The 20,861-nt window shown below is 64.1% G+C and carries 16 protein-coding genes and 1 tRNA gene; 4 read left to right on the forward strand and 13 right to left on the reverse strand.

Annotation, left to right across the window (positions count from 1 at the left end; translation table 11 throughout):
* Positions 1–235: 235 nt before the first annotated feature.
* The gene (locus JOF28_RS03345) at positions 236–844 is read left to right on the forward strand and encodes a vitamin K epoxide reductase family protein (RefSeq protein ID WP_209704461.1); all 609 of its coding nucleotides are present in this window, start codon (positions 236–238) and stop codon (positions 842–844) included.
* Between the two features lie 38 nt (positions 845–882).
* Here the strand turns inward: JOF28_RS03345 and coaE are convergent, their stop codons facing one another.
* On the reverse strand, positions 883–1,497 hold the full coding sequence (gene coaE / locus JOF28_RS03350) for a dephospho-CoA kinase (protein ID WP_209704462.1): 615 nt from the start codon (positions 1,495–1,497) through the stop codon (positions 883–885).
* A gap of 74 nt (positions 1,498–1,571) precedes the next feature.
* Between coaE and JOF28_RS03355 the strand changes: the two genes are divergently transcribed.
* Positions 1,572–2,174, forward strand: a complete 603-nt coding sequence (locus JOF28_RS03355) for a DUF4126 domain-containing protein (protein WP_209704463.1) — start codon at positions 1,572–1,574, stop codon at positions 2,172–2,174.
* Between the two features lie 88 nt (positions 2,175–2,262).
* Here the strand turns inward: JOF28_RS03355 and rpsA are convergent, their stop codons facing one another.
* Complete coding sequence (gene rpsA, locus JOF28_RS03360) at positions 2,263–3,708, reverse strand: 30S ribosomal protein S1 (protein WP_209704464.1); 1,446 nt, start codon at positions 3,706–3,708, stop codon at positions 2,263–2,265.
* A 326-nt stretch (positions 3,709–4,034) separates the two neighbouring features.
* On the reverse strand, positions 4,035–6,656 hold the full coding sequence (gene polA, locus JOF28_RS03365; RefSeq protein WP_209706742.1) for a DNA polymerase I: 2,622 nt from the start codon (positions 6,654–6,656) through the stop codon (positions 4,035–4,037).
* A 159-nt stretch (positions 6,657–6,815) separates the two neighbouring features.
* On the opposite strand from polA, the gene JOF28_RS03370 reads away from it, so the two are divergent.
* Entirely contained in the window at positions 6,816–7,208 is a 393-nt protein-coding gene (locus JOF28_RS03370) for a hotdog fold thioesterase (protein ID WP_245190082.1), read from the forward strand.
* 89 nt (positions 7,209–7,297) lie between these two features.
* Here the strand turns inward: JOF28_RS03370 and JOF28_RS03375 are convergent, their stop codons facing one another.
* The gene (locus JOF28_RS03375; protein WP_209704466.1) at positions 7,298–7,909 is read right to left on the reverse strand and encodes an ANTAR domain-containing response regulator; all 612 of its coding nucleotides are present in this window, start codon (positions 7,907–7,909) and stop codon (positions 7,298–7,300) included.
* A gap of 169 nt (positions 7,910–8,078) precedes the next feature.
* On the opposite strand from JOF28_RS03375, the gene JOF28_RS03380 reads away from it, so the two are divergent.
* A tRNA-Leu gene (locus JOF28_RS03380) sits at positions 8,079–8,163 on the forward strand.
* A 200-nt stretch (positions 8,164–8,363) separates the two neighbouring features.
* Here the strand turns inward: JOF28_RS03380 and gatB are convergent.
* The 9 genes from gatB to JOF28_RS03425 form a co-directional block, all read right to left on the reverse strand.
* Complete coding sequence (gene gatB / locus JOF28_RS03385) at positions 8,364–9,878, reverse strand: Asp-tRNA(Asn)/Glu-tRNA(Gln) amidotransferase subunit GatB (protein WP_209704467.1); 1,515 nt, start codon at positions 9,876–9,878, stop codon at positions 8,364–8,366.
* Positions 9,878–11,413, reverse strand: coding sequence for an Asp-tRNA(Asn)/Glu-tRNA(Gln) amidotransferase subunit GatA (gene gatA / locus JOF28_RS03390; RefSeq protein ID WP_209704468.1), 1,536 nt, complete (start codon positions 11,411–11,413; stop codon positions 9,878–9,880). Before gatA ends, gatB begins: the two co-directional genes overlap by 1 nt.
* 10 nt (positions 11,414–11,423) lie before the next feature.
* Complete coding sequence (gatC, locus tag JOF28_RS03395; protein ID WP_209704469.1) at positions 11,424–11,747, reverse strand: Asp-tRNA(Asn)/Glu-tRNA(Gln) amidotransferase subunit GatC; 324 nt, start codon at positions 11,745–11,747, stop codon at positions 11,424–11,426.
* Between the two features lie 87 nt (positions 11,748–11,834).
* Positions 11,835–12,536, reverse strand: a complete 702-nt coding sequence (locus JOF28_RS03400; protein ID WP_209704470.1) for a DNA-3-methyladenine glycosylase I — start codon at positions 12,534–12,536, stop codon at positions 11,835–11,837.
* Between the two features lie 220 nt (positions 12,537–12,756).
* Positions 12,757–15,117 (reverse strand): NAD-dependent DNA ligase LigA, encoded by a 2,361-nt coding sequence (gene ligA / locus JOF28_RS03405; protein WP_209704471.1) that lies wholly within the window; start codon positions 15,115–15,117, stop codon positions 12,757–12,759.
* A gap of 66 nt (positions 15,118–15,183) precedes the next feature.
* Entirely contained in the window at positions 15,184–16,350 is a 1,167-nt protein-coding gene (mnmA, locus tag JOF28_RS03410; RefSeq protein ID WP_209704472.1) for a tRNA 2-thiouridine(34) synthase MnmA, read from the reverse strand.
* A 65-nt stretch (positions 16,351–16,415) separates the two neighbouring features.
* Positions 16,416–17,594: a cysteine desulfurase family protein gene (locus JOF28_RS03415; protein ID WP_209704473.1), complete on the reverse strand. Its 1,179-nt coding sequence runs from the start codon at positions 17,592–17,594 to the stop codon at positions 16,416–16,418.
* A 3-nt stretch (positions 17,595–17,597) separates the two neighbouring features.
* Positions 17,598–18,581, reverse strand: coding sequence for a tetratricopeptide repeat protein (locus JOF28_RS03420; RefSeq protein WP_209704474.1), 984 nt, complete (start codon positions 18,579–18,581; stop codon positions 17,598–17,600).
* 139 nt (positions 18,582–18,720) lie between these two features.
* Positions 18,721–20,691 (reverse strand): DUF8094 domain-containing protein, encoded by a 1,971-nt coding sequence (locus tag JOF28_RS03425; RefSeq protein WP_209704475.1) that lies wholly within the window; start codon positions 20,689–20,691, stop codon positions 18,721–18,723.
* Positions 20,692–20,861: the final 170 nt, after the last annotated feature.

Consider the following 20,861-nt stretch of genomic DNA (forward strand, 5'->3'; position numbering starts at 1 on the left):
TCCCCGCGAGGCCTCGGCGCTCGCGCTCGGTCGCTCTTGGACCGGTGACGGTCAGGCGACCGCCAAAAGACTGTGCGTGCGCGGCGTCATGTGCACGCCTCACACCGTTTACCATTATGTCACGGCTCAGCTGCGCAGCGCATGATTGCGTCGGTTGAGGTTGCCTTTTGACTTCACAAACGCGGGTAAAAGTCCCTTTTCAGGCTGGCACAGGCCCGCGCAGTATGATCGCCTCATGCACGCCGAATCGCTCAAGCGCCAGCGCCCATTTGCCTTCGCAATTTTTTCGATCATTGCCGGCGCGATCGGCTGGTTCGCTTCATTCGAGCTTTTGACCGAGTACATCAAGACCATCAAGGCCCCTGACTATGTGCCCAATTGCAATGTCAGCATCCTGGTGACCTGCGGCCCCAATATGGATTCGTGGCAGGGATCGCTATTCGGTTTCAGCAACACCATCATCGGCGTGGCAGCTTTCATGGCCCCGATCTTGGTGGGAGCGGCGCTGCTCGCCGGCGCCCGATTCTCGCGCTGGTTCTGGATGATCTACCAGACTGGTTTGCTGCTCGGCCTGGCCCTCGTGTTCTGGCTGTTCTCACAGAGCGTGTTTGCACTCGGCACCCTCTGCCCCTGGTGCATGGTGGTGTGGGTCGTTACGATCCCGCTGTTCTGGTTCTCGATTGCACAGCCGTACGCTTCGGGTGAGGTCTCAGTAAAGCCGGGCACCCGCGCATTCTTCTCGCAGCTGCGCTCGTGGGCCTGGGTGTTCGTGCTCGTGTGCTACATCGTGATCGCGTTTATTGCGCAGCTTCAGCTGAACTGGCTCGCTGAGTTCAGCCGCTAGCCGGCCGAAGTTTCTCAGGGCCGTTGGGGGCCGGTCTCCTACGTTTGAGGCTGCGCCCGCAACTGTTCTTGCAGCCGCTGCCACAGCTGCAGCACCTGCGCGCTCGTGTCTTCGGGGGTTCCCCCGGTATCGATCACGACATCGGCAATCGCGCGGCGATCGCTCTCGCTGGCCTGGTGCGAGATGCGCGCACGCGCAGCTTCCTCGCTCATGGCGCGCAGCTGCTGCATCCGCGCCACGCGCGTCTCGATCGGCGCTTCGGCCGTGACAATCACGTCCCACGTGTCTCGGGCCTCTGACTCGGCGAGCAGCGGAATCTCGTACACCACGATGTCAGCCCGCTGGCGTGCGTCTGCAATGCTCTCGTTCATCAGCCGCCGCACTTCGGGGTGCACGATGGCGTTCAGCTCGGCGAGCGCGGCAGGGTCACTGAACACGATCTCCCCCAACGCAGCACGATCGAGCGCACCCTCGGCGGTGAGCAGCTCGTCTCCGAAGCGTGCGATCACACGCGCCAGGCCGGGTGATCCCGGGGCGACGGCTTCGCGCGCGAGCTGATCGGCATCGATCCGGAGCGCACCCAGCCCTTCCAATTGCGATCCAATGGTAGATTTTCCCGCGGCAATTCCGCCGGTAAGCGCGACAACTAACATGGCGAAAGCCTATCGTGGAGCATAGGAGTCACGCGGGCAAAAGTTGTCAACGACGGTGACTGTGGGAGGCCTGCATGCTTGAGATCATCACCGGCACCGTGCTTGCCGCCTCGGCGGGGCTGAATGCCTATATTCCGCTGCTGGGGTTGGGCCTGCTCGCCCGGTTCACCTCGCTCATTGATCTGCCCGATACCTGGGCCTGGCTCACGAACGGCTGGAGCCTGGGCATCGTCGGCGTGCTGCTCGTCATTGAGATCGTGGTCGATAAGGTGCCGGCGCTCGACACCATCAATGATGTGTTACAAACGGTGGTGCGCCCAGCTGCGGGCGGCCTTTCATTCAGTGCCGGATCAGCCAGCAGCACCGTCGCTGTGGCAGACCCCGCTACGTTCGTCACCTCAGCGGAGGTGTGGCCCTTTGTGATGGGCGTGCTGGTGGCTTTGGTGCCGCACATTCTCAAGTCGATTGCCCGCCCCGCCATTAACTTCGTGACGGCGGGCGCCGGCGCATCGGTGATGAGCACGCTCGAGGATGTGGGCGCGGTGGTGCTCACGATTTTGGCGGTGGTGGTGCCCGTGATCGCGCTCGTGGCGCTCATCGGGCTGATTATCTGGTTGTCGCGCAGACTCAAGCGCATGGTCGCAGCGAAGCGGCTTCGACGCACCCAGCTGGCCTAGCGGTCGCGCACTCCCCTTAAAAGCCAGCAGGCCCGGCACCCTTTCGGGTACCGGGCCTGCTAGTGTTCACACGCTTGCGCGGTGAGGGTTAGTTACCCTCGAGCTGCGCCTTGAGTGCTGCGAGTGCTGCATCGTCGGCGAGTGCGCCGGTCGTTGCCGAATCGCTTGAGAACGTCGAAGAAGGTGCGGGTGCTGCGGGAGCCGCAGCAGCCTCGGCTGCCATTTCAGCAACCTGCTTCTTGTGTGACTCCCAACGAGCCTGTGCAGCAGCGTATTCCTGCTCCCACTTCTCGCGCTGGGTGTCGAAGCCTTCCTTCCACTCCTGAGTCTCAGGATCGAAGCCCTCGGGGTACTTGTACTCACCGTTCTCGTCGTACTCGGTGGTCATACCGTAGAGAGCCGGATCGAACTCGGTGCCCTCGGGGTCAACGCCCTCGTTAGCCTGCTTGAGGCTGAGCGAGATGCGGCGACGCTCGAGATCGATGTCGATGATCTTGACGAACACGTTCTGGCCTGCGGCCACAACCTGCTCGGCGAGCTCAACGTGCTGATCCGAGAGCTCAGAGATGTGCACGAGGCCCTCGATGCCGTCTGCAACGCGAACGAACGCGCCGAAGGGAACGAGCTTCGTGACCTGGCCGGGAGCAATCTGGCCGATCGCGTGCGTGCGGGCGAATACCTGCCACGGATCTTCCTGCGTTGCCTTCAGCGACAGCGAGACGCGCTCGCGATCGTGCTCGACCGAGAGTACCTCGACGGTAACTTCCTGGCCAACCTCGACAACGTCAGAGGCGTGCTCGATGTGCTTCCAGGAGAGCTCTGAGACGTGCACGAGGCCGTCCACGCCACCCAGGTCGACGAACGCACCGAAGTTGACGATCGACGAGATAACACCCTTGCGAACCTGGCCGGGCTTGAGCTCTGCGAGGAACGAAGAGCGCGTAGCCGACTGGGTCTCTTCGAGCAGTGCGCGACGTGAGAGCACAACGTTGTTGCGGTTCTTGTCGAGCTCGAGGATCTTCGCTTCGATTTCCTGACCCAAGTACGGGGTGAGGTCGCGCACGCGGCGCAGCTCGATAAGCGAAGCGGGGAGGAAGCCGCGAAGTCCGATGTCAACGATGAGGCCACCCTTGACGACCTCGATGACGGTGCCGGTAACGACACCCTCGGTCTCCTTGACCTTCTCCACGTCGCCCCAGGCACGCTCGTACTGAGCGCGCTTCTTGGACAGGATCAGACGGCCTTCCTTGTCCTCCTTCTGGAGCACGAGTGCCTCAACGGCGTCGCCGACCTGAACAACCTCGTCGGGGTTCACGTCATGCTTGATGGACAGCTCGCGCGAGGGAATGACGCCCTCGGTCTTGAACCCTACGTCGAGGAGAACCTCGTCGCGGTCAATCTTCACTACGGTGCCCTCGATGAGGTCGCCGTCGTTGAAGGACTTAATGGTCAGTTCGACCGCTGCAAGGAAGTCCTCGGCCGAGCCGATGTCGTTTACTGCGACCTGCTTGCTAGTGGTCGTTGCGTTCGTCATGTAATTGATCTCCAGATGGACAGGATATTCAGGCGGGTGCGCACCGCATGGGGCCGAATTTCGACGCATCGAAACCCGCTAGGCGCTCCCGCATTGGACACGGTTGGTCGTCACAAATGTGACACCCCAGCATACCCCGCATATTCACGCGAAAACAACCCACGACACGCCCGGGCAAAAGCAACCCGCTGTCGCGTGGCCTGTGCCCCGGCATTGCCGAGGCCCGCTTCTCCCCGCATGGCCAACTGACACAGGTGGGGCGCAGCTGCACGACCGAGAGTGAACTCGAACGTGCAGCTGCGCCCCCTCCGTCTATTACCGTGTGACTAGTGCGCGGCCGCGTTCCAGTTGGCGCCCTGGCCCACCTGTACTTCGAGCGGCACCGCAAGATCAGCGGCCCCAGCCATTTCTTCACGCACAATCGCCTCGAGCACGTCCCACTCGCCCGCAGCAACTTCAAACATCAACTCATCATGAATCTGCAGCAGCATGCGCGACGTCAGATCGGCCTCACGCATGCGACGCTCGACCGCAATCATGGCGCGCTTGATGATGTCGGCGGCAGAACCCTGGATGGGTGCGTTCAATGCGGCACGCTCGGCGTTCTCACGCAGGATCCGGTTCGGGCTTGCCAGCTCAGGGAAGGGACGCTGGCGACCAAAGATGGTTTCGGTGTAGGTGTCGCGCTTCGCCTGATCGACCACTGCACGCAGGTAATCACGCACGCCGCCGAACCGCTCGAAGTAATCCGTCATCAGCTGCTTGGCCTCTGCGGCCGAAATGCCCAACTGCTTGGACAGGCCAAACGCCGAGAGGCCGTAGGCGAGGCCGTAGCTCATCGCCTTCACCTTTGAACGCATCTCGTTGGTGACGTCAGCTGGCGCAACGCCGAAGATCCGCGAGCCCACAAACCGGTGCAGGTCTTCGCCCTCGTTAAAGGCTTCAATCAGGCCGGCGTCTTGCGACAGGTCAGCCATGATGCGCATTTCGATCTGCGAGTAGTCAGCCGTCATCAACGTCTCAAACTCGGGCGCGTAAATGAACGCCTCGCGAATACGACGCCCCTCTTCCGAACGCACCGGAATGTTTTGCAGGTTGGGGTCAGTCGATGACAACCGCCCGGTGCTCGCACCCGTCTGCACGAGGGTGGTGTGAATGCGGCCGTCATCGCTCACGGCCTTAATCAGCGTTTCCACCATCTGGCGCATCTTGTTCGCTTCACGGTGCGACAGCAGCGCGTCAAGGAACGGGTGCGGGTTCTTGTGCTGCAAATCGGCGAGCGCCGCTGCGTCGGTGGTGAACCCGCTCTTCGTCTTACGCGTCTTGGGCATATCGAGCTGCTCGAAGAGCACCTCTTGCAGCTGCTTGGGTGAGGACAGGTTCACCTCGCGGCCAATCGCGTCAAATGCGCGCTGCTGCAGTTCTGCAACACGGTCTTTCAGCTCGGCCTGATGTGCTTCGAGCAGCGGCAGGTCGATCTGCACGCCGCGAGTTTCCAGCGCGGCGAGCACCGAAACCAGCGGCAGCTCAATGTCGAAGTAAATCTCGGCGGTGCGATCCTCAAATCGCGACACCGCCACTTCGTGGGTGCGCACGATGTACCAGGCCAGGGTCGCGGCGTCAGCCACGCTGCCCTCATCGGGGACCAGCTGGTTGGGGTCGCCCTCGGGCACCTGCTCACCCAAGAACCGCATCGCCGCATCTGCGATGTTCTTCTCGGCGGTTGCGGGGCGCAGCAGCCAGGCCGCCAGCAGCGCGTCGCCCGCAATACCACCGACGGTGACGCCCGCGCGCTGAGCAATTTCAAGCTGAGCCTTCGCGTCGAAGAACACCTTGGGCTCGTCTGAGGCGAGCCACTGCTCGAACTGCGAGTAGTCGCGCCCGCCCGGCTGCCAATCAAACTTCACTGAAGCGGTCTCGGTCGCCACGCCCACTTCGAGCCCGCCCAGGCCCTCGCAGATCATCACGGCGGGGCTCGGGTTTTTGGCGAGCCAGTCCCCCAGCTCCTCATCGATCAACAGCTTCGCTTCGGGGCGTGTCGGCGCGAGCGGCTCGGCAGGCTTTGCCGGATCGTGCGACAGCTCGGTGCCAGCAATCTTGGCGACGCGCTGCAGCAGCGTGCGAAACTCGAGCTTCGCGAACATCTCAGCGACGGCGTCCATGTCCATCGCGCCGAGGGTGAAGTCTGTGAGCTGCACATCGAGCTCAACATCGCGCACCAGCCGGTTCAGACGGCGGTTGCGCGCGGCCAGGTGTGCATTCTCGCGCAGGCTCTCGCCCACCTTGCCGCCGATTTCATCTTGGCGACGCAGAATCTCTTCGAGTGAACCAAACTGGTTGATCCACTTCACCGCGGTCTTCTCGCCCACGCGCGGCACACCCGGCAGGTTATCGCTGGTCTCGCCCACAAGCGCGGCGATCTCGGGGTACTGCTCGGGGCGTACCCCGTAACGCTCCATCACCTTCTCGGCGTCATACCGGGTGAGTTCGCTCACCCCCTGCTTTGAGGGGTAGAGCAGCGTGACGTTATCGTCAACGAGCTGAATGGTGTCGCGGTCACCGCTCACCACGAGCACGCGGTAGTCGGCAGCGGCCCCACGTGCAGACAGCGTGGCCAGAATATCGTCGGCCTCGTAGTTTTCTTTCTCGAGGGTCTTAATACCCATCGAGTGCAGGGCCTCCTGCAGCAGCGGGATCTGACCCTTGAACTCTGAAGGCGTTTCACCGCGAGTGCCCTTGTATTCGGGGTACTCCTCGGTACGGAACGAGTGCCTCGAGATATCAAATGCGACACAGAGCGCATCGGGCTTCTCGTTGTTGAGCAGGTTGATGAGCATCGCAATGAAGCCATGAATGGCGTTCGTATGCTGCCCCGTTTGGGTTTGAAAACTATCGACCGGCAGCGCGTAAAAGGCGCGGAAGGCCAACGAGTGGCCATCAATGATCATGAGGGTAGGCTGATGCGTATTCGACACAACACCAGCCTACAAGCCGCCGCGGTCATGCGCCCGGTGGCAGGCAGATCTGAAAGGGCTATTTTCGCGATGTCTGACTCTGTTCCCAGCCAACTCCCCCAGGCTTCACAGGCAACTGCGCTGGCCGACCGGATGGAATTCATTCGAGATCTCGGGGTCGGCGCGCTCGCAGAGAAGATGGGTATCGAGTTTCTTGAGTTCACCCCCGAGCGCGCGGTGGCCACCATGCCCGTTGAGGGAAACACCCAGCCCGTCATGTTGATGCACGGCGGCGCGTACGTTGTACTGGGTGAATCGCTCGGCTCCATGCACGCGAACCTGATGGCCCCCGAGGGGCACGTCGCGGTCGGCCTCGATATCAATGCGACGCACACGGGTTCGGCACGATCCGGGATCGTCACGGGGGTCTGCACCCCCATCAAGCTCGGCCGCTCGGTGTCCGTGCACGAAATCGTCATCAGCGACGAGCGCGGTCAGCGCTGCTCGACCGTGCGCATCACGAATTTCTATAAGCGCATCGCCTAACCACTGCCGCGTGGCAGCAACAGGCCGGCAGTAAACGCACAAAGCCCGGAGGAAAATTCCTCCGGGCTTTGTGCGTAGTACGCCAGTGGTTAGGCGTCCTTCTTCTGACCCAACTGGTCGATGATGGTCTTCGCGACATCCTGCATCGTGAGGCGACGATCCATCGAAGCCTTCTGAATCCAGCGGAACGCCTCGGGCTCGGTGAGGCCCATCTTGTCGTTCAGGATACCCTTGGCGCGGTCAACGAGCTTACGCGTCTCAAAGCGCTCAGCGAGGTCAGAAACCTCGTTCTCGAGCGTCGTGATCTGCTCAAAGCGAGACAGAGCAATCTCGATGGCGGGGATCAGGTCAGCGGGAGTAAAGGGCTTCACCACGTAGGCGAGGGCACCGGCTTCGCTCGCGCGCTTAACGAGCTCAGCCTGGCTGAACGCGGTCAGCAGCACGACGGGCGCGATGTTGTCCTTGTTGATGATCTCGGCAGCAGAGATGCCATCAAGCTTGGGCATCTTCACGTCCATCACGACGAGGTCGGGGCGCAGCTCCTGGACGAGGCGTACAGCTTCTTCACCATCACCGGCCTCACCCACTACGTCGAAGCCGTTGTCGCGAAGCGTTTCAACGATGTCGAGGCGGATCAGGGATTCGTCTTCCGCAACGACAACGCGTCGCGAAGCGCTCGTGGCAGTGCTCTGGTCATTCACTCCTCTAGTTTACGACATTGCGCAGCTGAAAGTTGGTGAATATCCCCAGAGCCGCATTCCCCAGCGAAATATTTTGGTGGTATAGCGGTTCGATTTTTTTGTCACCCCCATCCTGCGCTAGTGTGGTCTCTGTTGCCACACGCAGTGCGGCCACAACAACTCAATACTTGCCGGATTGGTGGAATTGGCAGACACGACGCACTCAAAATGCGTTGCCGAAAGGTGTGCGGGTTCAAGTCCCGCATCCGGCACCACAGAAAAAGCCTCAACTTTCGCATGAAGATGCGCGAGTTGGGGCTTTTTCTATGCCCGGTTCTGCCGTGAGCGCAGGCGCCCGCCCACATTTGCTACCTGAAGAGTGGCAAAGCTTCAGCGCATAACCAACTGCTCCCCCAGCGCGCACCGTCTAAATCTGGTGCATGCTGAGGGAGCAGAAAGTGTGGCGAGCCGCGAGCTACTGAGCGGCGCGCTCCAGCACGAGTTCACGCACGCGGGCCGCGTCGGCCTGGCCGCGCATTGCCTTCATAACTGAACCGATGACTGCGCCGGCGGCCTGCACCTTGCCGTCGCGAATCTTTGCGAGCACGTCGGGCTGCTGCGCGAGTGCCGCGTCGATGGCCTCGATGAGGGGGCCGTCGTCAGACACGATCGCGAGACCGCGAGCCTCGACGATCTCGGCGGCGGTACCTTCGCCGTCGATGACGCCCTGAATGACCTGGCGTGCCAGCTTGTCGTTGAGGGTGCCAGCGTCGACCAGTTCAACAACCGACACGATCTGTGCGGGCGTGATGAGGTCGGTCGGCTGAGCCGAGCGCTCGTTCGCGATACGAGCGATCTCGCCCGTCCACCACTTACGCGCGGTCTGAGCGGGAACGCCCGCAGCAACCGTCGCTTCGATGGCCGACACGAGGCCCGCATTGACGACGTCCTGGAACTCGAGTGCCGAGAACTTCCAGTCTGCCTTCAGACGACGGGTACGCAGCGTCGGGTGCTCGGGCAGCGTCGCGCGCAGCTCTTCCACCAGTTCACGCGAGGGCGTGAGCGGCGCAAGATCAGGCTCGGGGAAGTAACGGTAGTCATCGGCGTCGCTCTTGGGGCGACCCGGTGAGGTCTCACCCGTGTCTTCGTGCCAGTGGCGCGTTTCCTGCGTGATGGTGCCACCATTGTGCAGAATTTCTGCCTGGCGCTGAATCTCGAAGCGCACCGCACGCTCGATTGAACGCAGTGAGTTCACGTTCTTGGTTTCGGTGCGTGTGCCGAGCACACTCATGCCGGCATCTTCGTTGCCGCGCGGGCGCAGCGACACGTTCGCATCACAGCGAATGTTGCCGCGTTCCATGCGGGCGTCAGAGATGCCGAGCGCAACGACCATTTCACGGATGACCGCGACGTAGGCCGAAGCAATCTCGGGAGTGTCGGCCTCGCCACCAAAGATGGGGCGGGTCACGATCTCGACGAGGGGCACACCCGCGCGGTTGTAATCAACGAGCGAGTACTCGGCTCCCTGAATGCGACCGGTTGAGCCACCAACGTGGTTCAGCTTGCCGGCGTCCTCTTCCATGTGTGCGCGCTCAATGGGCACGTGCACCACGCGACCCGAGGTGAGCTCGATCTCTACCGAGCCATCGTGCGCAATCGGATCATCAAACTGCGAGATCTGATAGTTCTTCGCCATGTCGGGGTAGAAGTAGTTCTTGCGTGCGAAGCCCGAGACCTCGGCAATTTCGCACCCCAGCGCGAGACCCAAACGAATCGAGTAGCGCACGGCCTCGTGGTTCACCACGGGCAGTGAGCCGGGCAGACCGAGGCACACCGGCGTGAGGTTCGTGTTCGGCTCAGCACCAAAGGTGTTGGGGGCCGAAGAGAACATCTTCGTCTTCGTGTTCAGCTCAATGTGCACCTCAAGCCCGATAACGGGCTCGTAACGCTCAAGGGCTTCCTCGTAGCTCATCAGCTTTGTCTTCGCCATTAGTTCGCTGCCTTTCGCGCCAAGCTACCTGCAAGGGAGGGGGCCTGTGCCCAGAACGGAGATCCATCGCGGTTCGCAACGAGCTGCTCAATGGCGGCGCCCGCGCGGTACAGACGCGCATCTTCGTAGGCCGGAGCCATGAGCTGCAGGCCGACGGGAAGCCCGTCTTCTGCGGCGGTGCCGATCGGCAGGCTGAGGCCGGGCAGGCCCGCGAGGTTTGCGGGAATGGTGGTGGCGTCGTTCAGGTAGTCCTGCATCGGGTCGCCGCCGTGCGTGCCGAGCTTCCACGCGGTGGTGGGAGCGGTGGGCGACGCGATGACGTCAACCTGCTCGAATGCTGCGGCGAAGTCACGCTGAATCAGCGTGCGTACCTTCTGCGCGCTGCCGTAGTAGGCGTCGTAGTAGCCGGCCGAGAGTGCGTACGTCCCGAGGATGATGCGGCGCTTTACCTCGGGGCCGAAGCCTGCCGCGCGCGTCTCGCTCATCACGTTCTCGACGGTGCCGCCCCCTGCGGGGTTCACGCGCATGCCGAAGCGCACCGAGTCGTACTTCGCGAGGTTACTCGAAGCCTCAGCGGGCAAGATCAAGTAGTACGCGGCCACGGCGTACTCAAAGTGGGGGGCGTCGATCTCAACGATCTCGGCGCCCGCTGCGGTGAGCTCAGCGAGCGTCTCTTCGAAGCGCGCCTTCACACCAGGCTGAACGCCCTCGAGCATCAGCTGCTTGACGACGCCAACGCGCAGGCCCTTCAGCGATGCCGGATCAGCGCCACCTCGTGCCGCGGCGGCCATTGACGGCCACGCGAAGTCGAGTGAGGTGGAGTCGTGGTGGTCGTGACCGGCGATCACGTCGTGCAGCAGCGCGGTGTCGAGCACGGTACGCGCGCACGGGCCGATCTGGTCGAGCGACGATGCGAGCGCGATGGCGCCGTAGCGGCTGACTCCACCGTAAGTGGGCTTGGCGCCCACGGTGCCGGTGAGCGCTGCGGGCTGACGAATCGAGCCGCCCGTGTCGCTGCCGAGCGCCAACGGTGACTGGAACGCTGCCACGGCTGCGGCAGAGCCGCCGCCCGAGCCGCCGGGCACCCGGTCGGTGTCCCACGGGTTGCGCGTGGGGCCGTAAGCCGAGTTCTCCGTGGCCGAGCCCATTGCGAACTCGTCCATGTTGGTCTTACCGATCGACACGAGGCCGGCGGCGCGAGCCTTGGCAACGGCGGTGGCGTCGAACGGCGACCGGTAACCCTCAAGAATCTTGGAGCCCGAGGTGGAGGGCATGTCGGTGGTAACCAACACGTCCTTGACCGCGAGGGGCACACCGGCGAGCTCGCCCAGCGTTTCGCCAGCGGCACGGCGCGCGTCAATCGCGCGGGCCGCAGCGATGGAGGCCTCTTCGTTGGTCGCGAGGAACGCGTTCAGCGTGCCGTCGACGGCTGCGATCTGCTCGAGGTGCGCACGGGTGGCCTCTTCTGAGGAAACCTCGCGGGCCGCAAGCTTGACAGCAAGCTCGGCCGCGGTCAGTGTAATCAATTCACTCATGGCTCTCCTCCTACTGCTCTTCGCCGAGAATTGAGGAGACGCGGAACATGCCGTCGAACTCCTCGGGCGCGTTGGCGAGCGCTTCTTCACGGGTCAACTGGTCAGCGATCACGTCGGCGCGCGTCACATTGTTCAGCGGAATCGGGTGGCTCGTGGCGGGCACATCGGCGCCGGCCACTTCGCTAACCTTGGCAATATTCGTGAGGATCGACCCGAGGTCGCTCGTAAGCGAGGCGACCTCGGTGTCGGTGAGGGCGATCCGGGCGAGACCCGCGAGATGCTGCACGGCCTCAACCGTGATCTCGCTGCTCGCGCCCACTGGCGTTTCAGGCATGCTGCTCCATCGTTACGTCGGAACTCAAAGGGTTCATTGAACCCCCCTATCCTATCGACCGACGGTGAAGTTCACCTTGGCTAGTGATCAGGAGGGTTCGCCCGCGCGTGTACCGTCCTGCTGCCACAGCCCCGAGCACCCCCGGCGGTGGCTCGAGATCAAATGCACATCCACGATGCCCAGCGCCGCCATCAGCGCATACATTGTGGTGGGCCCGACATATGAAAACCCGAGCCGCTTCAGTTCTTTGGCCAGCTGCGCAGATTCTTTCGACCGCGACGGCACTCCCGCCTCGGTCACCGGAGCGGGTGAGGTATCGGGCATCGCGCTCCACACAATGTCGGCCAAGGTGGTGCCGCGCTCGTGCAGCGCGAGAGTGGCGCGGGCGTTTGAAATGGTGGCGAGAATCTTGCCACGGTTGCGCACGATACCCGGGTTGTCCATCAGCTCGGCGACCTCAGCGTCACCAAACTTCGCGATCTCGCGCACGTCGAACTGGCGAAACGCTTGCCGAAATGCCTCGCGTTTACGCAAAATGATGAGCCACGACAGCCCCGATTGAAACGCCTCGAGACTCATCCGTTCAAAGACCCCGGCCTCGGTGGTGACCGGCATCCCCCATTCGGTGTCGTAATAGGCCTGCAGAAGCGGGTCAGTTTCGGCCCAGGCGGCGCGCACCGGGCCGGTGCTGTTTTGCGCGGGTGCTGCGGTTGCTTCTGTTACTGCGGTTTTTCCTGTTACAGCGGTTTTTCCTGTTACAGCGGTTTCTCCTGCTACTGCGGTTTCCATGACAGCCATTGTCAGTTTCCCCCTGATCTATGAATTCGCGAGTGACCACGAATCCCACTCAGCGTAGCCACCCGGCGCGGGCGTGTGGGGTGCAGCACGCAATCTGTGGACAACTTCACGTATTCGGCGGCCCGGCCGCCAGGTGGACGGCCCGCACACGGGCCGTCCACGCGGCGTCGAAGCTCGTCAACGAGCTCGGGTGAGTACTACCGAGCCAGCACTACAGGTTGAGCGCCGCCGGGCCCTCACTCACGAGCACAGCGAACTGTGCGGCGTCGAGCACGGGCACGCCGAGCTCTTCGGCCTTGCCCAGCTTTGATCCGGCGCCGGGGCCCGCAGCAACATAGTCCGTTTTCTTCGAGACGCTTGATGCCGCTTTGCCGCCCGCCTGAATGATGGCTTCCTTCGCCCCGTCGCGGGTGAACCCGTCAAGCGCGCCGGTGGCGACGATTACCAGCCCTTCGAGCACACCGCCGGTGACGGTTTGGGCGCCGGGGCCCTGATGACCGGGCGTCGACCACTGCACGCCAGCCGCCGCCCACCGGTCAACAATCTCGACGTGCCAGTCGATCTCAAACCAGTCTTTGAGTGACTCGGCGATGATGCCGCCGACCCCCTCGACCTCGGCGAGCTCTTCGACGGAGGCCGCCCGAATGGCATCGAGTGACCCAAACCATTCGGCGAGCGCGCGTGCCGCGACGGGCCCCACATGGCGAATGTTGAGCGACACAATCAGGCGCCACAGCGGCTTCGTTTTCGCCTTCTCGAGTTCATCGAGCAACGTCTGCACATCTTTCGCGGGCAGCAGCTCACGGTGGTTCTTCTTGATGCCGGCGGCACGGCGCTCGGCCTGTGACTTGTCTTCCCACCCGGGCGGGTAGGTGGCCGGGCCCAGCTTCTGGAACGGTGTGCGACGCACGAACTCGCCCGTCTTCTCATCGCTTTTCGGCTCACCGGTCTCGGCGTCGCGCACGATCACCACAATCGGCACCAGCTCTTCTGCGGTGAGTTCGAACAGCCCGGCCTCGGTCTGCAGGGGTGCACGCGCGGGTACCTCGGGGCCGGTCAGCGCTGCGGCCGTGATCTCCCCCAGCACCTCAACGTCGAGCGCACCACGCGATCCGATGTGTTCCACCCGTCCACGCACCTGCGCGGGGCAGTCGCGCGCATTGGGGCAGCGCAGATCGATGTCGCCCTCTTTCATGGCGCGCAGTTCAGTGCCGCACTCGGGGCAGCCCGTGGGCATCACCCACTCGGTTTCAGAGCCATCACGCAGCTCCAGCACGGCGCCCAGCACCTCAGGAATCACGTCGCCCGCCTTGCGCAACACAACGGTGTCGCCGATGAGCACGCCCTTCGCTTTCACCACCTGCTGGTTGTGCAGTGTCGCCTGGCTCACCGTGGAGCCTGCCACCTTCACCGGCGCCATCACCGCATAGGGGGTCGCGCGGCCTGTGCGGCCCACGCCCACGCGAATCTCGAGCAGCTTCGTGTGCACCTCTTCGGGCGGATACTTATACGCAATCGCCCACCGCGGCGCGCGGCTGGTCTCGCCCAGCTCGTCGTGCAGCGCGAGTTCGTCGATCTTGATGACGATGCCGTCAATCTCGTGTTCGAAGTCGTGGCGGTGTTCCCCGCGATCAGCGATGAATGCGACGACGTCTTCGACCTCGTCCAACACGCGAAAGTGCGGCGAAACGGGCAGGCCCCACTCCCCCAGAAGCCGGTAGGCGTCTGACTGGTTTGCAAACTCGGGGTGTGACCAGGCACCGATGCCGTGCACGTAGAGCGAGAGTCGCCCCAGCCGCTCACGCATCAGCATGAGCTCGCTCTCGGTCTTGTTGTCAGAACGTTGGCGCAGGCTGCCGGCGGCGGTGTTGCGGGCGTTCGCAAACTCGGGGTATTTCACCGGAATCTGGTCTTCCAGCTTGCCGCGGCCCCGCTGCGTCTGCGCGTACTCGGCCTGCAGCTCGCGCTGCCGTGCGTTCAGCGCAAGGAAGTCTTCGCCGCCCAAAAATACTTCACCGCGCGCTTCAAAAAACGCGGGGATACCTTCTCCCGTGAGCACGCGCGGAATCACCGGGATCAAGTCGATGTTCTCGGTGATGTCTTCGCCCACGCGCCCGTCACCGCGAGTGGTGGCGGTTTCAAGCACGCCGTCTCGGTAGGCCAGGTTGATCGCGAGACCGTCGATTTTCAGCTCGGTCAGCCATCGCAGCGGTCGCCCGGCGGCCGCACTGGTCTTCCCAGCCCACTCCCGAAACTCGTCGAGGGAGAACACGTTGTCGAGGCTGAGCATGCGCTCGGCATGCTCGTGCTCTGGAAAGCCGGCTGACACGATGGCCGCGCCCACGTCGCGGGTGGGGCTGTCTTGACCTGCGAGCTCGGGGAACGCATGCTCGATGGCTTCTAGCCGCCGAAAGAGTTCATCGTACTCAGCGTCAGAGACGAGCCCCGCGCCCTCTGAATAGTAAGCCAGGCGCAGGCGATCGATCTCGGTGGCGAGTTCGGCTGCTTCAATCCGGGCAGCACTAAAGTCGAGATCGGCCACTGCAGTCACTGGGGAGATATCTTTCGTCACCCCTCAAGTGTAGAAGCGTGGCATCACCCCGCCACCCTTCGACACGATTGCGCGGCGAGTTTACAGTTATGCGGCGTGCACGAGCTCGTCGGCGGCAACCGCCCGGTCGATCGTGAACTGGCCCAAGACGCGCGTGCCGATGTAGATCACCGCGGTTTGGCCCGGGGCCACCCCGATCAGCGGTTCGGCGTGCTCGAGGTCAATGTCGATCACGATCTCGTGGGTGGCATCGACGCGGTGCTCCTCGGTGCGCTCAGCCTCAATGATCGGCTCGAGTCTGGCGAAAGCGGGTACGGGGTCTGCGTGGGCGCGAATCTGCACCTCGCAGGCGAACCGCTGGGCAACATCGAACCCGGGCTCGCCGGCCCAGCTGTAGCGACCGCCGGCGATGCGTGTAATCTCGAGGCTTTCCTTCGGCCCGACCACAACCTGGTTCGACACCGGGCGAATCGACAGCACGAAGCGGGGCTTGCCGTCGGCGGCGGGGGTGCCCAGCGACAGGCCGCGGCGCTGACCTACGGTGTAGCCGTGCGCACCGTCGTGGCGACCGAGCACCTGCCCGCCAGCATCGACGATGTCACCGGGCGTGCGATCGACGTGGTCTGAGAGCCAGCCGCGCGTGTCGCCGTCAGGGATGAAACAAATGTCGTGGCTGTCTGGTTTCTGCGCGACCTGCAAACCGCGCTCGGCGGCCTCGGCACGAATCAACTGTTTTGACGGCGTATCGCCGAGGGGAAAGTAGCAGTGCGCGAGCTGTTTCTCGGTGAGCACACCGAGCACATACGACTGATCTTTCGCCCACGCGCTCGCGCGGTGCAGCTCGGGGCCGTGTGCGCCCGGCTCAAGCATCGCGTAGTGACCGGTCGCGACAGCGTCAAAGCCGAGCGCGATCGCCTTATCAAGCAGCGCCTGAAACTTGATCTTTTCGTTGCAGCGCATACACGGATTGGGGGTGCGCCCCGCCGCGTACTCGGCGACGAAGTCATCCACCACGTCTTCTTTGAAGCGCTCGCTCAGATCCCACACGTAGAAGGGGATCTCGAGCAGGTTCGCTGCACGCCGCGCATCCATCGCGTCTTCAACGGTGCAGCAACCGCGAGATCCCGTGCGAATTGTGCCGGGCATGCGGCTCAGTGCCAGGTGCACACCAACAACTTCGTGCCCTGCTTCGACGGCCCGCGCCGCCGCCACTGCGGAGTCAACGCCACCGCTCATAGCCGCCAAGATTTTCATCAGGACAGTCTACCCGCGCAACATCCATACAAACCGTGTGCGCGCTGCTGTAGCGCGCACACGGGCTATGACAGCCCGGCTACGCGGGCTCGCGAGATCGCGGCGGGCAGCGCGGCAAGCAGCGCATCGACCTCGGCGGCTTGGCTATCGGGGCCGAGCGTGAATCGCAGCGCACCGGCCGCATCACCCTCGGGCACCCCCATCGCCAACAGCACGTGCGAGATTTCGTGCACCCCGGCCTGGCAGGCCGATCCGACCGATGCCGAGACGCCCGCGGCGTCGAGCAAGAACACGAGCGAGTCGCCCTGGCACCCGGGAAAGGTGAAGTGCGCGTTGCCGGACAGCCGCGGCGTGCGCTCTGGCCCGCGCAGCACGGCCTCGGGGGCAATCGCGCGCACTCCGGCGATGAGCCGGTCGCGCAGCTCACGGGTGCGTGCGACGCACTCCGCCCGCGGCGTGCCGTCTTCTTCGACCACGAGGGCGAGGGCGGCCGCAAAAGCGACGGCGCCCGCGACATCTTGCGATCCGGATCGCGCCCGCTGTTGCGTGCCGCCGTGCAGCAGCGGGTCAGCGACCGTGCGCCGCCCCAGTACGAGCGCGCCGATTCCCACGGGGCCACCAATTTTGTGGGCCGAGACGCTCAGCGCCGCCGCACCGCTTGCGGCAAAGTCAATGCGCTCTTGCCCGAGCGCGGCCACCGCGTCGACGTGCACGGGGATGCCAAATTCGCGGGCGACCGTGCACAGCTCGGCCACTGGCTGCACCGTGCCGACCTCATTATTGGCCCACATCAGGGTCACGAGCGCGATGCGCTCGGCCCCGGTCGCCACGATCGCGGCGTGCAACGCAGCGGGCTGGATGCGGCCCGCGTTATCGATGGGCACCTCTACCAGATGCGCGCCCTGGGTCGCTTCCAGCCACTGCGCAGCCTCGAAGGTCGCGTGATGCTCCCCCGCGGCGACGAGAACGACCGGGCCTGATCCCGCGCGCTGACGCGCCCAGAACATGCCCTTGATGGCCAGGTTGATGGATTCGGTGCCGCCGCCGGTGAGGATCGTTTCTGCGCGATCGCACCCGAGCGCCGCGGCGATCTGGTCGCGCGCGGTCTCGAGCGTCTCGCTCGCGACCTGACCGTGCTGGTGCGTGGAGGCCGGGTTACCGACCACCCCCAGCGCGTCGAGGTACGCCTCACGCACCTCGCGCGGCATCGGCGAGGTGGCAGCGTGGTCGAGGTAGGCCCGCACGGATTAGTACAGCAGGTTGGCGAGCTGGCCGCGGGCCGCAATGACCCGCGGGTCTGCGACGCCGACGACCTCGAACAGTTCGAGCAGGCGCTCACGAATGATCGCGCGACCATCGGCGTCTTGCACGACGAACAGGTCGAGGAGACGCAAAAAGGCATCCTCAATGTGGCCGCCTGACACGTCGAGGTCGGCGACGCGCAGCTGCGCTTCAACGTCGGTCGGGTTCAGCCCGGCCTGCGTGCGCACCTCGTCGATGCTGACGCCCTGCAGCCGGTATAGCAACCGCACCTGCACGAGGGCCGCGCGTGCTTCGAGATCGGCGGGGGCCTTGGTGAGCACGCGCTCCCACTCGGCGATGGCCGATTCGAAGTCGCCGCGTTCGGCAGCGTCAACGGCCACGCGGTGAGCTTCAGGGATCTGCGGGGCCGCGGGCTCTGCCGGGCCCTGATCAATCGGCGCCTGCGAATCGGGGGCGCTCACACGACCGGTGATCCCCTGCTGAGCCGAAAGCTCGAGCAACTGGCCAAAGATATCGCGAATCTGCGCCTCGGGCATGGCACCCTGAAGCAGCGGCACGGGGCGACCGCCCACGAGCGCCACCACGGTGGGGATGGAGCGTGCCTGGAACGCCTGCACGATGCCAGGGTTTGCGTCGACGTCTACCTTGCCGAGCATCAGCTGGCCGCCCAGCTCGCGGGTGAGCTTTTCGAGGACGGGGCCAAGCGTCTTGCTTGGCTCGCTCGACGCGGCCCACAGCTCGATCACGACGGGCACGACCGCAGACAGCTGAGCGACCTGCTCGAATGTGGCGTCGGTCACATCAACGATCAGTGACGGCACGTCAACAGTCTGGTGCCCGCCGGCCGGGGCAGCCGGGGCAGCGCCGCCGGGCTGACCCTGCTGCGCCGCTTGCGCCTGGTGGCGTGCGGCGAGGTGGCTGAGGTCAACGCCACCTGCGGGAATTCGTGCTGGCATCGGGTTACTCATCGTTACATCCTCCACATAATTCGTTCAGATTCGTTGCACCTGGGCCGTCGTGCCCGCGTGCCGGGGTGGTGTAGCCCCAATACACGGCTGCGCATCGGTGCCATGCCTCTGAGCGCGGAAGGCCTAGCACCGATGCGCGCTAGTTGGTCGCGCCGACGAGCTCGCTCGTGACACCGAGCAGCTCAATTTTCGTGTTTGTTTCGTCAGACTTGCTCGGCACAAAGAACAGCAGCTGGTGCGCTACCTGCTGCACGAGGCGATCCTGTTCACCAGAGAGCCCCGAGAGCGCGGTGACCGCGTCTTTCGCCTGCGGCTTGTAGCGGCCGCCGTCGGCGTCAACAATCTGCTCTTCGATCACGGTGGTGGCCACGAGGGCCCCGCCCGCGCCTGTCGACAGGGCGGTCTGCTGCAGCTCGCCCTGGTGCGCGGTCGCGCTGAACTTCATCGTCTGACCCTTGTCGTCAGATTCAACCTGGGCCTTGGCGGCGCGTGCTTGACCGTAGTTTTCGAGCAGGGTGTCACCGTCGAGGTTGAAGAATTCTGCCTCGGGAATATCGGTGCCGTTCTGCAGCAGGGCCGCGTAGGCTTCGCCCACCTTAGCCGGCTGCAGCACGAGGGTTTCAAGATCGCCCGAGAGCACCGCGGTGCCCTCCTCTGCGGGTGCGGCCTGCGGCATTGAGATGCCACCGCGCAGCGCGATGATGCGCGAGACGTGGTAGTTGCTGTGTGCGTTGGCCTGCTGCATGATCATCGCGATCGAGGGTGAAGCGTCTTCGGTGCCATCGCCAGGGGTCGAGGCCACGGTCACGAACAGGGTGCGTGGCCAGCCCTCGGTGCTCTGCACGAGCTTGTAGTCGAGCTCATCGTGCGTGAGGTTGGGAGGCACCACCGCGTACTCGGGCATGGCGGCACGAATCGCGTAGTTTGCGGCACGCTGCGCGAGCGCGTCACCGGTGAAACGGGTGGCGAGCAGCTCGGCGTCAAGCGTCTCATCTGACTCGTCAGCGATGGCCTCGACGTGGCCTACGATGCGCTCGACCTGTGAGCCGGTCACGGGCACGGGAGCAATGCGCGAGTCTTGTGCGGGGGTCGTCGTTTCTTCGACGACGGCGGTTTCGCCCAGCTGCGGCCAGTAGCTGGCCGTGCACCCTGACAGCCCCAGGGCAAGCGTGACGCCCAACGCAGGCAATGCCGCGAAGCGGCGTGCGCGTGGCAGTGCGATGCGGGCGAGCGGCTTGGACCCTGAGTCAGCAGCTGCGGAGCCATCGACCGCGGGGCCGGTTTCGGCCGCGGGAGCTTCGGCGGCCTCGGGGGCGCCTGAGATATCAGCGGGAGCATCGGTGTGGTCAGCTGCAGGGGCCGCCGCGACGATCGGAGCCGCGGTCTTCCCCTTGCGCAGCCAGCGCCGGTTGCGCAGGCCCTGCAGCGGGCCCCGGCGACCGCGGCGCGGGCCGAGACCCCGACGGTCGTGATCGACCGCGAGCAGATACAGCACGCCGCCAATCAGCGCGAGCAGCGCACCACCGGCGAGCAACGGCCCGGCCCATGGCGTGTTGCGGTCTTGCGCCCACACGAGCGCAACATCGGCGGGGATCGGATCGCTGCCGTTCGAGGCGATGATCACCGACTGATCGGCGCCGAGAGCAACCGGCACGCGCAGCGCATCGGTCTCGTTTGCATCTTCGGAAGTATTGGTGGATTCCACAGAGCGCTCCTCAACCCACAGGTCTGAGCCACGCGGATCGCGCGTTTCAACGCGCTCTTCGCCGGCGGCCTCATCGACCACGGCCGGGGCTACCAGGCCCGTCAGCAGGGTCTTGCTCGTTGGATCGACCGTGAGCTCAGCGTGCGAGAAAGGCTCAGCCCAGCCACGCACGTCACGGGTCGCACCGATCGCCACGAACGCGGTGTCACCGCGCACCACGACGTTCGCCTGGCCGGGCACCTCCGCAAATTCTTTCGCGTCGATGATGGCATAGCCGGTGTCTGACTGAGTATCGACGGGAAATCGAATCTCGGCCGGGCCGGCAAGAAAAGTTCGCTGGCCGATTCCGAGCAGCAACAGCAGCCCGGAAGCTACCAGAGCCACGATTGCAAGCACGTGTCGCACAGGACGCTCCTCGCTGTAAAAAATTCTGTACCTCCCAACGCTACCGGAGCTTTCCGAAATTCCCATGCGCGCACGGCACATTTGTCGAGTTCGCGATGTTGGCGAGCGGGCGAGATCGGCATTGATCCGGCGCTGAATGGGGGTTGAACAGACTTTGAACGTTCGCTGAA

Source organism: Leucobacter exalbidus, assembly GCF_017834145.1.
Classification (GTDB): Bacteria; Actinomycetota; Actinomycetes; order Actinomycetales; family Microbacteriaceae; genus Leucobacter; species Leucobacter exalbidus.